At 37.9% G+C, this 13,815-nt stretch carries 11 protein-coding genes and 2 pseudogenes; 8 read left to right on the plus strand and 5 right to left on the minus strand.

Annotation, left to right across the window (positions count from 1 at the left end; translation table 11 throughout):
- Positions 1-142 precede the first annotated feature (142 nt).
- Complete coding sequence (locus tag E7B10_RS06585) at positions 143-1,093, plus strand: 2-hydroxyacid dehydrogenase (RefSeq protein WP_024062772.1); 951 nt, start codon at positions 143-145, stop codon at positions 1,091-1,093.
- A 14-nt stretch (positions 1,094-1,107) separates the two neighbouring features.
- On the opposite strand, the gene E7B10_RS06590 is transcribed toward E7B10_RS06585, so the two are convergent.
- The gene (locus E7B10_RS06590) at positions 1,108-1,671 is read right to left on the minus strand and encodes a TetR/AcrR family transcriptional regulator (protein ID WP_278604646.1); all 564 of its coding nucleotides are present in this window, start codon (positions 1,669-1,671) and stop codon (positions 1,108-1,110) included.
- A 200-nt stretch (positions 1,672-1,871) separates the two neighbouring features.
- On the opposite strand from E7B10_RS06590, the gene E7B10_RS06595 reads away from it, so the two are divergent.
- Positions 1,872-3,767 carry a cation-translocating P-type ATPase gene (locus E7B10_RS06595; protein ID WP_287510487.1) on the plus strand — a complete coding sequence of 632 codons (1,896 nt, stop codon included), beginning with the start codon at positions 1,872-1,874 and terminating at the stop codon, positions 3,765-3,767.
- A 119-nt stretch (positions 3,768-3,886) separates the two neighbouring features.
- On the opposite strand, the gene pflA is transcribed toward E7B10_RS06595, so the two are convergent.
- From pflA to pflB, 3 genes are all read right to left on the minus strand, one after another.
- Positions 3,887-4,663 carry a pyruvate formate-lyase-activating protein gene (gene pflA / locus E7B10_RS06600; protein WP_004693958.1) on the minus strand — a complete coding sequence of 259 codons (777 nt, stop codon included), beginning with the start codon at positions 4,661-4,663 and terminating at the stop codon, positions 3,887-3,889.
- Positions 4,664-4,675: 12 nt separating this feature from the next.
- Positions 4,676-4,912, minus strand: a complete 237-nt coding sequence (gene grcA3, locus E7B10_RS06605; protein ID WP_004693956.1) for an autonomous glycyl radical cofactor GrcA3 — start codon at positions 4,910-4,912, stop codon at positions 4,676-4,678.
- Positions 4,913-4,987: 75 nt separating this feature from the next.
- Entirely contained in the window at positions 4,988-7,105 is a 2,118-nt protein-coding gene (pflB, locus tag E7B10_RS06610) for a formate C-acetyltransferase (RefSeq protein WP_287510486.1), read from the minus strand.
- Positions 7,106-7,622: 517 nt separating this feature from the next.
- Between pflB and E7B10_RS06615 the strand changes: the two genes are divergently transcribed.
- From E7B10_RS06615 to E7B10_RS06635, 5 genes and pseudogenes are all read left to right on the plus strand, one after another.
- Positions 7,623-8,489 carry a DMT family transporter gene (locus tag E7B10_RS06615; protein ID WP_287510485.1) on the plus strand — a complete coding sequence of 289 codons (867 nt, stop codon included), beginning with the start codon at positions 7,623-7,625 and terminating at the stop codon, positions 8,487-8,489.
- A 252-nt stretch (positions 8,490-8,741) separates the two neighbouring features.
- A pseudogene (locus E7B10_RS06620) lies at positions 8,742-9,763 on the plus strand (methionine ABC transporter ATP-binding protein).
- Positions 9,763-10,434 (plus strand): methionine ABC transporter permease, encoded by a 672-nt coding sequence (locus E7B10_RS06625; protein ID WP_012863838.1) that lies wholly within the window; start codon positions 9,763-9,765, stop codon positions 10,432-10,434. Before E7B10_RS06620 ends, E7B10_RS06625 begins: the two are co-directional and overlap by 1 nt.
- Before the next feature lie 54 nt (positions 10,435-10,488).
- Positions 10,489-11,313, plus strand: a complete 825-nt coding sequence (locus tag E7B10_RS06630; protein WP_287510481.1) for a MetQ/NlpA family ABC transporter substrate-binding protein — start codon at positions 10,489-10,491, stop codon at positions 11,311-11,313.
- Positions 11,314-11,640: 327 nt separating this feature from the next.
- Positions 11,641-11,835: a hypothetical protein gene (locus E7B10_RS06635; RefSeq protein WP_024062566.1), complete on the plus strand. Its 195-nt coding sequence runs from the start codon at positions 11,641-11,643 to the stop codon at positions 11,833-11,835.
- A 59-nt stretch (positions 11,836-11,894) separates the two neighbouring features.
- Here the strand turns inward: E7B10_RS06635 and E7B10_RS06640 are convergent.
- Positions 11,895-12,116, minus strand: a pseudogene (locus E7B10_RS06640) (hypothetical protein); the annotation flags it as partial.
- Between the two features lie 208 nt (positions 12,117-12,324).
- Between E7B10_RS06640 and E7B10_RS06645 the strand changes: the two are divergent.
- A complete protein-coding gene (locus E7B10_RS06645) occupies positions 12,325-13,791 on the plus strand; it encodes a DASS family sodium-coupled anion symporter (protein ID WP_287510480.1) in 1,467 nt (488 codons plus the stop codon).
- Positions 13,792-13,815 lie beyond the last annotated feature (24 nt).

Below are 13,815 nucleotides of genomic sequence, written 5' to 3' on the forward strand. Positions count from 1 at the left end.
AGTATATTAATTGGTATAGGTAGTTGATATATAATAGAAGTTATTTTAGTATAAAATTATATAAATAATAGTATAATTTATGTATAATTTATATAGAAGTGGTATTACCTATGTTTTAGGCTATTCAATTTAGGAGGTTCTCATGAGTGAACGTGTAGTAGTGGTAAACGCAAGTAAAATGAATTACGACCATGCATTAGATTTTTCTGTATTATCTAGTGATGTAAAAGTTTACGAGGATAGTACAAATGCAGAGCTTATTGAACGCATTCAAGGTGCTCGCGTAGTAGTAACAAAAGAGATTCCTGTTACTGCTGAGTTACTTTCACAATTCCCAGATACAGTAAAGCTCATCGTAGAAGCTGGCACGGGTTATAATAATATTGACCTTAACGCAGCGAAAGCAAAGGGTATCACCGTATGTAATATCCCGGCCTATAGTACGGAACGTGTAGCGCATACAGTCATCATGATGATCCTCAATTTTGCATCCACTATGCAGCAACAAATCGGCATGCTTGCTAAAGGTGATCGCAGTAATTTCACAAAACATTTACAAGTGAGCCATACAGAAGTGAATGGTAAAACATTAGGTGTTGTTGGTGCTGGTCACATTGGTATGGAAGTGATCAAAGTAGCAAAAGCACTCGGTATGAATATTTTGGTTCATACACGCACACCAAAGGCTGATGGAGATGGTATTCGTTATGTAAGTCTTGATGAATTACTAGAAAATAGTGATTATATTACATTGCATTGCCCATTGAATGACCAAACTAAGCACATGATTAATAAAGAAACTATCGGTAAAATGAAATCTAGTGCAGTCATCATAAATACTGGTCGTGGTCCACTTATTAATGAAGCAGACCTTTGTGAAGCATTAGCGGCTAAACGCATTGCAGGTGCGGGCCTCGATGTACAAGAGGTAGAACCTCCAGCAGAGGATAGCCCTCTATATACATTAGATAATGTTATTCTTACACCTCATATGGGCTGGAAAGGTTTAGAAACACGTCAGCGTTTGGTAGGCATTATTCGTGACAATGTACAAGCCTTCTTTAAGGATGAACCAATTAATGTAGTATCTTGATAGAATTTAAATAATTATATAATAGGTTCTATAACGGCATGGAAGTAATTGTCTAATTTTGTAGGCGATTCTTTCATGCCGTTTTTTACCCACCATAACACCATTTCGACAAAACTACCTGAAATATGATTGATAATAAAGTCATCCGGTAGATTTGTATTTGCTTTACGGTTTTGATTGATGAAATATCCTTGCACCAACTCATTTAGATGATCTCTAAAATAGCGCAAAAAGATTTCGTTATTATCACTAGCTAGTAGTTCGAGGATTTTATTTTCATTTTGCTGTAAATGTTGTAATAAATGACCAAATACTGAGACTGGGTAAATACTTTGTTGATAAAGACCATGAGCATGAGGTAAATGATTAATACTATCTTTTATATGTAAAAACAAGTCTTCGCAGAGGGCTTCTAGTAATGCCTCTTTTGTGTCGAAATGAGCATAAAATGTGGTGCGGCCAATATCTGCGGCACTAATGATTTCTTGAACGGTGATTTTGTCATATGCCTTATTAGATAATAATTCGTTAAAAGCTATAAATATGGCTTTGCGAGTTCTTTTCTGTCTACGATCCATATTAACTCCTATCATACTTTTAGTACAAAACATCATATATGTTCCGTAATGAACATATATGATGTTTTATATATTGTATTAGAACCATAGGTTGATACAATTAAAGTGAACAAAGTGTTCGCTATCGTAATTATTGTACTGTAAGTATAGTCATAATTCAATTCATGTTGATAGTGAAAGTCTGATAAGGGGATTGCTGTATGGTACATCGAATATATGATATATTATCTGGTTTATATATGACGATTTTAGCGGGGCTATTTTTACTGCTTGATGGAATTCCGCATTTGATAGAAGAGTTTTGTGGACAGAGACTATTTCAAAATATAATCCCTTTTGAACCTTCCTGGATTACCGTTATTATTTGTGGTTTTCCTCTTGTATATTTATCTATACGAAGGATTATATATAATAAGGGGATTAGTAAAATCTCGTCAGCTTTATTGATTTCCATGGCTATGTTTGCGGCCATTGCTATTGGAGATATATTTGCGGCTGGTGAGGTCGCCTTTATTATGGCTTTAGGCGCTCTCCTTGAAGAAGCAACTACGGAGCGAGCAAAAAAAGGGTTAAAGAAGTTAATTTCATTAGCACCTGTTAAGGGTCGTAAAATACAAGATAACAAAGAAATGATGGTTCCTGTAGAGTCTATACAAAGTGGTGATTATTTACGAATCCTTCCGGGCGAAACGATGCCTGTAGATGGACGCATTATTAATGGTGAAACAACGGTAGATCAATCTATTATGACAGGAGAGTCTATCCCTGTTGATAAAACAATTGATGATGATGTATTTGGCGGAACGATTAACTGTTTTGGTGCCATAGATATTATAGCTACCAAAGTGGGCGAAGATAGTTCTATTCAAAAAATGATTCAACTTATTAAAAATGCGGAACAGAAACAGGCTCCGATTCAGCGTATAGCTGATATTGTTGCTAGTCGATTGGTTCCTATTGCATTGATGATTGCATGTATAGGCTATTTAGTAACTGGTAATATCATCGTCGGTGTTACTGTGTTGGTTGTGTTTTGTCCTTGTGCATTGGTGCTTGCTACACCTACTGCGGTTATGGCCGCTATTGGTCAAGCTACTAAACATGGCGTTATTATTAAATCTGGTGAAATTCTTGAAACTATGGGAAAAGTAGATACCATGGCATTTGATAAAACCGGCACATTAACACGTGGTCAGTTATCAGTTCAATCTATTTTAGCCGTTGATACAGATTATAGTGAGATTGATATTCTTCAATTAGCTGCATCTGTAGAGGCTAAGAGCGAACATCCTATTGGCAAGGCTATCGTTTCTCATGCCATAGAGCAAGATTTAGAAATACTTGATACTACTTCATTTACGATGTCTGTAGGTAAAGGGATTATAGCCGTAATAAAAGGTCGGGAATTATATTGTGGAAATGAACGATTTCTTGAAGAGCATAATATTATTGTATGTGATTCTATTCAAAAAGCCATTAATGTATATCGAAGTGAAGGAAAGGTATCTGTCATTATTGCAGATAAAGAGCATATTATAGGTATCATTACATTATCTGATACAATGCGAAATGATGCGATAAATATGATATCTGCTATCTCAAGCTTAGATATGACAACAGTATTACTTACTGGTGATAGTAAAGAAGCAGCTACATATATTGGAAAGAAATCTGGCGTTTCCGAAATACATGCGGAGCTTTTACCAGGAGAAAAAGTAAGTATTATCGAATCATTGCAAGGGAAACATCATAAGGTTTGTATGGTTGGCGATGGAATTAACGATGCACCGGCTATGAAGACTGCTGATGTGAGTATTGCAATGGGGACTATTGGTAGTGATATTGCCATAGAAACAGCAGACATTGCTTTGATGAGTGATGACCTTAGTAAAATTCCTTATATTAAACGATTATCAGATGCTACGATTAAAACTATAAAATTTAGTATTGCTTTATCAATGGTCATTAATTGTATCGCTATTATTCTCTCATTGCTTGAGGTTTTGACGCCTACTACAGGTGCATTAGTGCATAATGTGGGATCTTGTTTAGTGGTCCTCATCGCTGCCCGTTTGTATGATAGAAAGTTTATTTAAATGCAATAAGAGCCGTCCCCGGTTGTATGGGGGCGGCTCTATTGATTAGGGCTATCATAGATCAAGTCTTGGTATATATATTTATATATATCAAGGGAGGTAGTTATCCTCAAACTTGATTATGATTGATGTTGTGTTTTGATGGGACTCCACCAATGGCGTCTATAGGCCTTGATGCCTTCCACCACGGTTCTTGTCGCTTTAGCTGCAATATCTTTCGTTGCAGCTGGGATGCCCTCTAGGCGATAGGGAATACCTAACTCCTTATATTTAGCAATACCCATAACGTGATAAGGTAAGCAATCAACGGCTTGTAAATTTTTCAGAGATCCTAGGAAAAAGCCTAGACGATAGTGACGATCGGCATTATCTGTAATCGTAGGGACTACTACGTGACGAACCCAAATCGGAACTTCCACGTCTGCCGTCAATCGAGCAAACCCGAGAATGGGCTCTAACGGTTTACCCGTTAACCATAAATGCTTGGCTGGATCGATTTCCTTAATGTCTAGGATGACGAGACTAGTTACACTGAGTAATTTACGGTATGCCACCTCTTGGTGGGGGTCAAAACAAATTCCACTTGTATCTAAACAGGTATGGACGTTTCTTTCACGGAAATATGTGAAAAGCTCAATAACAAAGTCGATTTGCATAAGAGCTTCCCCACCTGTGACGGTGATACCACCATTAGTATAAAATTGGCGGTTACGTTCGTACTGGTCCCATAATTCCTTTACGGTCATGAATTTAGCATTATCGCTAGTTTCATCCCATGTATCAGGATTATGGCAATAAGCACAGCGCATGGGGCATCCTTGAAGAAATACCACCATGCGCATGCCTGGACCATCAACCGTACCCATCGTTTCAACCGAATGAATACGTCCAGTCATAGGAAACCTCGATTAGATACGTTGATGGAATGTACGGGAAATAACTTCGTCCTGTTGTTGTTTTGTCAATTTGTTGAAGTGCACCGCATAACCGGATACACGAATCGTCAATTGAGGGTACAACTCAGGATGTTTTTGAGCGTCTAACAATGTTTCACGAGTAAACACGTTAACGTTCAAATGATGGCCGCCCTTTTGGGAATAACCATCCAATAACTCTACCAAGTTATCAACTTGTTGGTTGCTCATGGGTATAACCTCCTTTCAACCAAGACTAACACTCGTATCGGTGCCGGTGAAAGCAGTCCGATACTGTGGAAGATTTTATTTATCTTCCTTTATAGTAACATTTGGTTCGCTGCATGCGAAGTTTGTATTGCTGTTAGGCAATTGAGAAGGGTCTAACTCAATATCAAAATCGCTAACGGAAACAAATGTTTCACCAGATTTACCTAATGCGTCCGGAATGATAGAGAAGGTATTAGAAATACCATCGGAGCAATCACGCCATGGCATTTTAGCTACGGATGCCAACGAGGATACGGCACCGTGAGAATCACGACCGTGCATTGGGTTCGCGCCAGGCGCGAAAGCTTCGCCAGCTTTACGACCATCTGGAGTAGAACCTGTAGCAGTACCATATACTACGTTGGAAGTAATTGTTAACAAGCTCATAGTTGGAACGGATTGACGATATGTAGGATGTTTACGAATCTTGTTCATAAATGTGGAAACAACCTTTGCTGCCAAGCTATCTACACGGTCATCATCGTTACCATATTTAGGGAAGTCACCTTCGATTTCGAAATCAACAGCGATGCCATTTTCGTCACGGATAGGTTTTACCTTAGCATATTTAATAGCGGATAAGGAGTCTGCTACTACGGATAAACCAGCGATACCAGTTGCAAACCAACGAGTTACCTTGCGGTCATGCAATGCCATTTCTAGTTTTTCATAAGCATATTTATCGTGCATGTAGTGAATGATGTTCAATGCATTTACATATACGCCTGCCAACCATTCCATCATGTCGTCGAATTTTTCCCATACTTCGTCAAATTCTAAGTATTCGGAAGTGATAGGGCGGTATTTAGGACCAATTTGTTTCTTCAACTTTTCGTCAACACCGCCATTGATTGCGTAAAGCAAGCATTTAGCCAAGTTGGAACGAGCACCGAAGAATTGCATTTCTTTACCGATACGCATTGGGGATACACAACATGCGATGGCGTAGTCATCACCAGAGTTAGGACGCATCAATTCGTCGTTTTCGTATTGAATGGAAGATGTTTCGATGGATAATTTCGCACAGAAACGGCGGAAACCGATAGGCATGCGAGGGGACCATAATACAGTGAGGTTTGGTTCTGGAGCAGGACCAAGGTTAGTCAATGTATGTAGGTAACGGAAGGACATCTTGGACACCAATGTACGGCCGTCAGTACCCATACCACCGATGGATTCAGTGGTCCAAACAGGGTCACCTGTGAACAAATTGTTGTATTCGTGGATACGTGCGAAGCGAACCATGCGCAATTTCATGATGAAATGGTCTACGAATTCTTGGATTTGTTCCTCTGTGTATGTGCCGTTGCGAAGGTCTCGTTCCGCATAGATATCGAGGAATGTGGAGTTACGGCCAATGGACATAGCAGCACCGTTTTGCTCTTTAATGGCACCAAGATAGCCGAAGTAAATCCATTGCATGGCTTCACGAACATCCTTAGCTGGTTTGGAAATATCATAGCCATAGGACGCTGCCATCTCTTTCAATTCTTTCAAAGAACGGATTTGATCTTGTATTTCTTCACGGTCGCGAATGATATCCTCTAGCATGTCACCCATTGTGATGCTAAATTGTTCTTTTTTATCTTCAATGAGATAATCAACACCGTAAAGAGCGATACGGCGATAGTCACCGATAATACGACCGCGGCTGTACGCATCTGGCAAACCAGTTACAATGTGAGCTGTACGTGCAGCACGCATTTCTGGAGTATATACATCAAATACGCCATCATTATGAGTTTTGCGATGTTTCTTAAAGAAGTCCTCTGTTTGCGGATCCATTTTGAAGCCGTATTCTTCAATAGCGGATTTTGCTGTGCGCAAGCCACCATATGGGAACATAGCGCGTTTTAAAGGTTTGTCAGTTTGTAAACCAACGATTGTTTCAAGGTCTTTGTCGATATATCCTGGCGCATGGGCAGTAATGTGTGTGGCCACGGAAGTATCAGCATCAAGCATGCCGCCTTTTTCACGTTCTTCTTCATAAAGCTTCATTACCTGTTCCCACAATTTTGTTGTTCGTTCTGTAGGACCAGCAAGGAAGGAATCGTCCCCTTCATAGGGGATATAGTTTCTTTGAATAAAGTCGCGTACATCAACGGCTTTATCCCACACACCTGTGTTAAAATCTTTCCATGCAGTATGTTGCATTTTGCACCTCCATAAAAGGATATAACTATAGATTTCTATGCCTATAGTGTACAATGTTTGTAACAATTCCACAATAAATAGATGATATAGATTTTCAATACATACTATGCGATTTTGTGAAGTATCTCATAAACTTCCATAAGCTAAATTGTTTAAATACACCAGTGTATATAGGTTTGTATGAGTTCTTGTTTTTTGTGATTTTATTTAATGTGTATATAATAATATGAAATTGCATATCAATATTGTTAAGAATCCTTGGTTACAGATTTTTCAATAATATTGGATAGCTTATATTTGTGTATAGTTCAAGCAGTGAAAAAAGGTATGATTTGATTTCTTGTAGTTTCAGTGGTATATTATGGTACAATTTAGATCGTGTTATTAAGATATAAAACATGTAGATAACATGATCTTGGTAGAATGAATCAAGATAGAAATAATTTGGATAGAATATACGTTAATCAAAGTGGATTATAAGATTGTATATGCGAATACTATTGAAAGGCGGATGTTAATGACAAATCGAAAGAAAGCACTTTTAGGTGCATCTGCTACAATTGCTGTATGGGCTACTGCATTTCCTTTCAGTAAAATAGCATTACAATCCGTAGATTCATTAACACTTTCTGTGGCAAGGGTTATGGGTGGGGCCTTACTTATGCTGGTAATCGGTGTTGTAAAAGGCTTACACATACCGACAACATGGCGTGAGTGGGGACTATATATTCTGTTAGGCGCCACAGGGAATTTTGTTTACCAAGTTGTTTTTAATGAAGGTTTGCGCACAATTCCGGCGGCCACATCTAGTATTATTATGGCCTTGACTCCGATGACGACGGCACTGATGGCCATGATTGTTTATAAAGATAAAATACGCCCCATAGGCTGGTTATTTACAATAACAGCTTTTATAGGTGTAGCCATAATTATTCTTTGGAATTCAACCCTTACAATTCCTACAGGTGCATTATGGACTTTGCTGGGGATGACACTCTTTGCAGTTTATAATATCCTTAATCGTGGCCTTAGTTTAAAAGGATATAAGCCTATCACTATCGCCATGTGGTCTATGTTTACAGGTGCCATTATGGCTTTGCCTTTTGCGGAACATGCCATTGAAATGATAGCTGTGGCACCGATTAGTGCAAAATTTGCCATGGCCTATTTAGCATTTCTTTCTAGTGCGTTAGGCTTTGTTTTCTGGAGCTATGCCTTGGAACATGCGGAAAAGGTTTCAGATGTAACCAACTTTATGTATATCTCACCCATAGTGGCAGCTATTGTAGCCGCATTTTTATTGGGAGAAATTCCTAATATGGGGCTCTATATTGGGGCACCGGTCATTTTAGGATCCCTATATCTTTTTAATCGATATAGATAAGTTATTTTGTTAGAGTCTGAATCGGTTCAGCTTGATGTAAAAAATATAAAATTAGATAAATAGGGATGTAAACCCTTATAAGATAAGAGCTATATAATAAAAGAACCTCAATCTTTTAATTGGTGAGGTTCTTTTTTGTTTGACAGTCATTATAAATTGTAGTAATCTAAGTACATAATTAAAACATACCTTGAAGATATGTTTTAGGAGAAATATTAATTCCTATCAATATAAAGGGAAAGAGGCGGTACAGTGATTGCTATACGAAATGTAACGAAAGAATTTGACGTTAATAAGCAAAAGGTTACTGCATTATCTGATGTAAACTTTACCATAGAAAAAGGGGACATATTTGGCATTATTGGCTTCAGTGGAGCTGGCAAATCCACACTGTTACGAATGATTAATGCTTTAGAGGTACCTACCTCTGGTCATGTTGAAATAGATGGTGTGAATATCAATGGCTTAAGTTTTAACGAGCTCAGAAAGGTTCGTAAGCGCATCGGCATGGTATTTCAACAGTTTAATTTATTGAATGCTAAATCTGTGTATGATAATGTGGCTATCCCGCTAATTCTTAATAGGGTACCAAAATCCGACATTGATAAAAAGGTTAAAACCTTATTAGACTTTGTTGATTTAGGCGATAAAGCAAATGCATATCCTGGAGAATTATCTGGCGGTCAAAAGCAACGCGTTGGTATTGCCCGTGCATTAGCTACAGATCCATCCATATTGCTTTGTGATGAAGCAACTAGCGCTCTAGATCCTGATACAACAGAATCTATATTACAATTATTGAACGTGTTAATCGTGAACTAGGGGTAACAGTAGTTATCGTAACTCATGAGATAGATGTAATTCAGAAAATATGTAATCGCGTTGTAGTTATGGAATATGGGAAGCTTATCGAGAGAGGTTCTGTACTTGAGGTGTTTAGTAAACCTAAGCATGAAACAACAAAGCGATTTGTTAGGACTGTAATTCCTGATGAGATTCCATCAACTGTGAAACATACATTAGCTTGTGATAAAAGGCCATACACAATTCTTAAGATGCATTTCTTAGGAAATAATACGACAGATAATGTTCTATATCATATTAATAAAACCTTTGATTTAGAAACGAGTGTATTATTTGCTACGGTAACAGAGTTAGAACATACTGTACTTGGTATATTCATTGTTCAGTTTATTGGCGATGATCTTGAGGTGGGCAAGGTAAAAGAGTATCTTGTTGCTCAAGGTATTGAATGGCAGGAGGTGACACTATAATGGATTTCTTCATGCAAGAACTTGGTGTTCCAGGAGCGCAGTTATTATTAGCCGCAGAACAGACATTATATATGGTGTTCCTATCTCTATTCATTGGTACTGTATTAGGTCTAATTATCGCAGTTACATTGGTGGTAACAAATCCTAATGGTATCGTCAAAAATAGTATTGTTTATACCATTACAAATACAATTGTTAATATTGTACGCTCCGTACCATTTATCATTTTGATGGTGTTTATATTACCGTTAACTAAGATGATTGTAGGTACTCGTGTTGGTACAACAGCGGCTATTGTACCACTTGTTATATTTATTGCCCCTTATCTAGCTCGACTCTTTGAAAACTCTATTTTAGAGGTTAATAAAGGGATTATCGAGGCTGCACAATCAATGGGGGCCTCTTATTTTGAGGTGATTTGGCATTTTCTTTTACCAGAAGCAAAGGGTTCACTTATTTTATCTATTACAACGGGTACTATTGGTCTAATCGGTGCTACTGCTATGGCTGGTGCTATTGGTGCTGGTGGTGTAGGTGATTTGGCCCTCACCTATGGTTATGAACGATTGAACTTCCCATTGATGTTATTTACCGTAATTATTTTGATTATTTTTGTTCAAATTATTCAAACAATAGGTAACTATTTCGCACGTCGTGCACGTCGTTCCTAATTTGATGAAATAGATTTTGGTTATATTGATTGTGAAAGTATAGGAGAATGTACTATGAAATTTAAAAAACTTCTTGCCCTTGGCGCGGCATTAGTATTTAGCGTAGCTTTTATCGCAGGCTGCGGTTCCAATAATAGCGATAATGGTGCTAAAAAGGAATTATCCTATAGTAAGTCTCAAGGCCCTTACTCTGAACTATTTGAAAAAGGTGTAAAACCAATTTTGGAAAAACAAGGCTATACCTTTAAAGGTGTAGATATGTCTGATTTGGTACAAGCGGACCAAGTGTTGAGCGATGGTGAAGTAGATTTCAACGTTGAACAACATACAGCATACATGAAAAACTTCAACGAAAAACAAAATGGTCATCTTGTAGCGTTGACTCCAATTCCAACGGTGCCAGCAGGTATCTTTAGCGGTTCTAAAACCTCTTTAGACCAAGTGGCAGATGGTGATACTATTGCAGTACCAAATGATGCATCTAACATGGCTCGTGCCTATGCATTGTTGCAAAAAATCGGTTGGATTAAACTTGATCCTAACAAAGATTTAGCAACAGTAACACAAGCTGATATCATTGAAAATCCTAAACATCTTAAATTTACTGAAATGAACTCTCTTACAATTCCTTCTGTACGTACTGATTTCGACTATATTGTTATTACCGGTGCTATCATTTATAATGCAAAAATTGATCCAAAATCAGCGTTGGCTAACGAAGATGTATTGCCACAATGGTTGTTACAAGTAGTAGTTAACGAGAAAAATAAAGATGCACAATGGGCAAAAGACCTTGTAGCAGCTTACCAATCTCAAGAATTCAAAGACTACATGGAGAAAAATAATAACGGCCTATGGTTCGTACCAAAAGGTGAATAAATAAGAGAACCACCGATAAGTTGCAGCTTATCGGTGGTTCTTTTTTCCTATAATTCTATTGTATGGTAATACAAAAAATAAACCAATTAACAGTCAATAACGTCCAATCAAGCGGACAAATGAGTGTTAATCAGTTTATGATTAACAATAGTATACTAAACGAAAAAGATTTAGACAAGCTTCAAAAACAATATAATTATCAGTACTATCAAGCTGCGTGTCATGGGTCGTCACATGATTTTGATTTGTTTGATTTAGGTGCTATTAGGTTAACTACGGAACAAGGTTTGAATAAAATAAGGGTTTCACCTAATGATTTTAATTTATATGAAATTATATATTATAATAAAAAGCAGAATTACTGCTGCTGCTGTACATAAAGGTACAGGTAGTCAGACCAGTAATTCTGCTTCTATGGTTACTATATATGAAATGACGAAAGATATCAATGATGGATATGGAACCCTTCACATTGATGTTAATGGCAATCCTGAATTTTATATACTTATTCCTGCCACATAGTTTTCGTATAGTTCTTTATAGTGACCACCGCGTTTGATGAGTTCGTGGTGTGTTCCTTGTTCTGTGATAGTGCCGGTAAAAATCCAAGTATCTTGCAGTACCATGCCTACCGTGTTGTGTAAGCTTTCACGAGATACGTCGCGAATATCTACGCCATCGTTGATGATTGTGGCCGTTAAGGTTGGTATATATAATGTGCCTGCCACGGTGAGTAACGAAAGAATTGATACGATAATGACTGGAAACCATAAAGATTTTATATAGCGTATAAAAGGTTTCATTTAAATCCTTTCAGTAATTTTAGTTAAATTAATAATTTTCGATATTTATATTGTATTGTATAAAACCAAAAATATCTAGTAAAAACTATTACTAAAAGTTTAGTATTAATCAATAAGTATTATGACGAATATTATATTCTCACTAAAAAAATTCTGCTATACTGTATTAGCAATTTTGCAGTTTTATTTTTAGTAAGGAGTGTTCTTAATGAAGTTGAATTGGAAATTATTTGCACCGCTTGTAGTAGCTATTCTTGTATGGCTCATCGGTGCTCCTGAAGGTCTTAGCGCAAATTCTTGGATTTATGTAAGTATTTTTGCAGGCCTTGTGGTGGGGTTGATTTTAGAACCAATGCCACCAGCTTTCATCGGTATCATTGCTGTTACCGTATCTATGTTATTTAAGGTTGGTCCAGCACCTATTATAGACAAAGCAACTGGTGTAGCAAAGGCGATTACTGATGCACAAGCTATCAGTTGGGGTCTTAGCGGTTTCTCTAATGCCATCGTGTGGTTGATCTTCGCAGCCTTCATGATTGGTATCGGTTATGAAAACTCTGGCCTTGGCCGCCGTATTGCCTTGTTCCTCGTAGCAAAGCTTGGCAAGTCCTCTTTAGGTCTTGGTTATGCCATCGCTATTACGGACCTTGTATTGGCGCCGTTCATCCCAAGTAATGCGGCTCGTTCTGGTGGTACGATTTACCCAATCGTATCTAGTATTTGTCCAATGTTTGACTCCTATCCAGATAAGAATCCTCGTAAAATCGGTTCCTATTTGAACTGGGTAGCGTTGGCAACTACATGTGTATCTAGCTCCATCTTCTTGACTGGTCAAGCGCCAAACCCATTGGCTCTTGAATTGTCTGCTAAGTCTGGTATCGTAGCGGCAAACTGGGGGACATGGTTCTTAGCTTTCTTACCAGTAGGTCTTATTTTGTTTATCATCACTCCATTGTTGACTTATGTATTCTGCAAACCAGAGGTAAAAGGTTCCCCTGAAATTGCGGCGTGGGCGAAAGATGAGTATAAGAAATTAGGCTCCATGACGCGCAGTGAAATTTTCATGGCCTTGATTTCCGTGTTGGCTCTTGTATTGTGGATTGGTGCTTCTACATTTAAAGTAAACCCAACTACAACAGCTTTGATTGTTATTATCTTGATGATTTTCACTAAGATTATGACATGGCAAGACTTCCTTGCTAACAAACCAGCATGGAATGTTTTGACTTGGTTCGCTACACTCGTACCTATGGCTGCGGGTCTTAAAAATGTAGGTTTCTTGGACTGGCTTGCTAAATCTGCAGGTGGTTCTTTAGTGTCTCTAGATCCAACTATGGCTGTTCTAGGTTTGTTGTTAGCATTCTGCTTGCTTCGTTACTTCTTTGCATCTGGTACTGCTTATGTAACGGCTATGGTAGGCTTATTTGCTACTCTAATTCTTCAAATTCCTGGCGTTGACCCAGCTCAAGTTATGTTAATTCTTTTAGTACCAATGGGTATTATGGGTATCCTTACACCATATGGTACTGGTCACAGTCCAATCTGGTTTGCTAGTGGCTATAACAAAGGGCCTGAATTCTGGAAATTAGGCGCTATCTTTGGGATTATCTACCTTGCGATATTTATCGTGGTGGGGATTCCATGGATTCAGTTCGTAATGCCACTTTTAGGATAATTAAATAGTGCCCCTCGTAGCATT

Origin of the sequence: Veillonella sp. (assembly GCF_032470285.1) — a bacterium.
Taxonomy (GTDB): domain Bacteria; phylum Bacillota; class Negativicutes; order Veillonellales; family Veillonellaceae; genus Veillonella.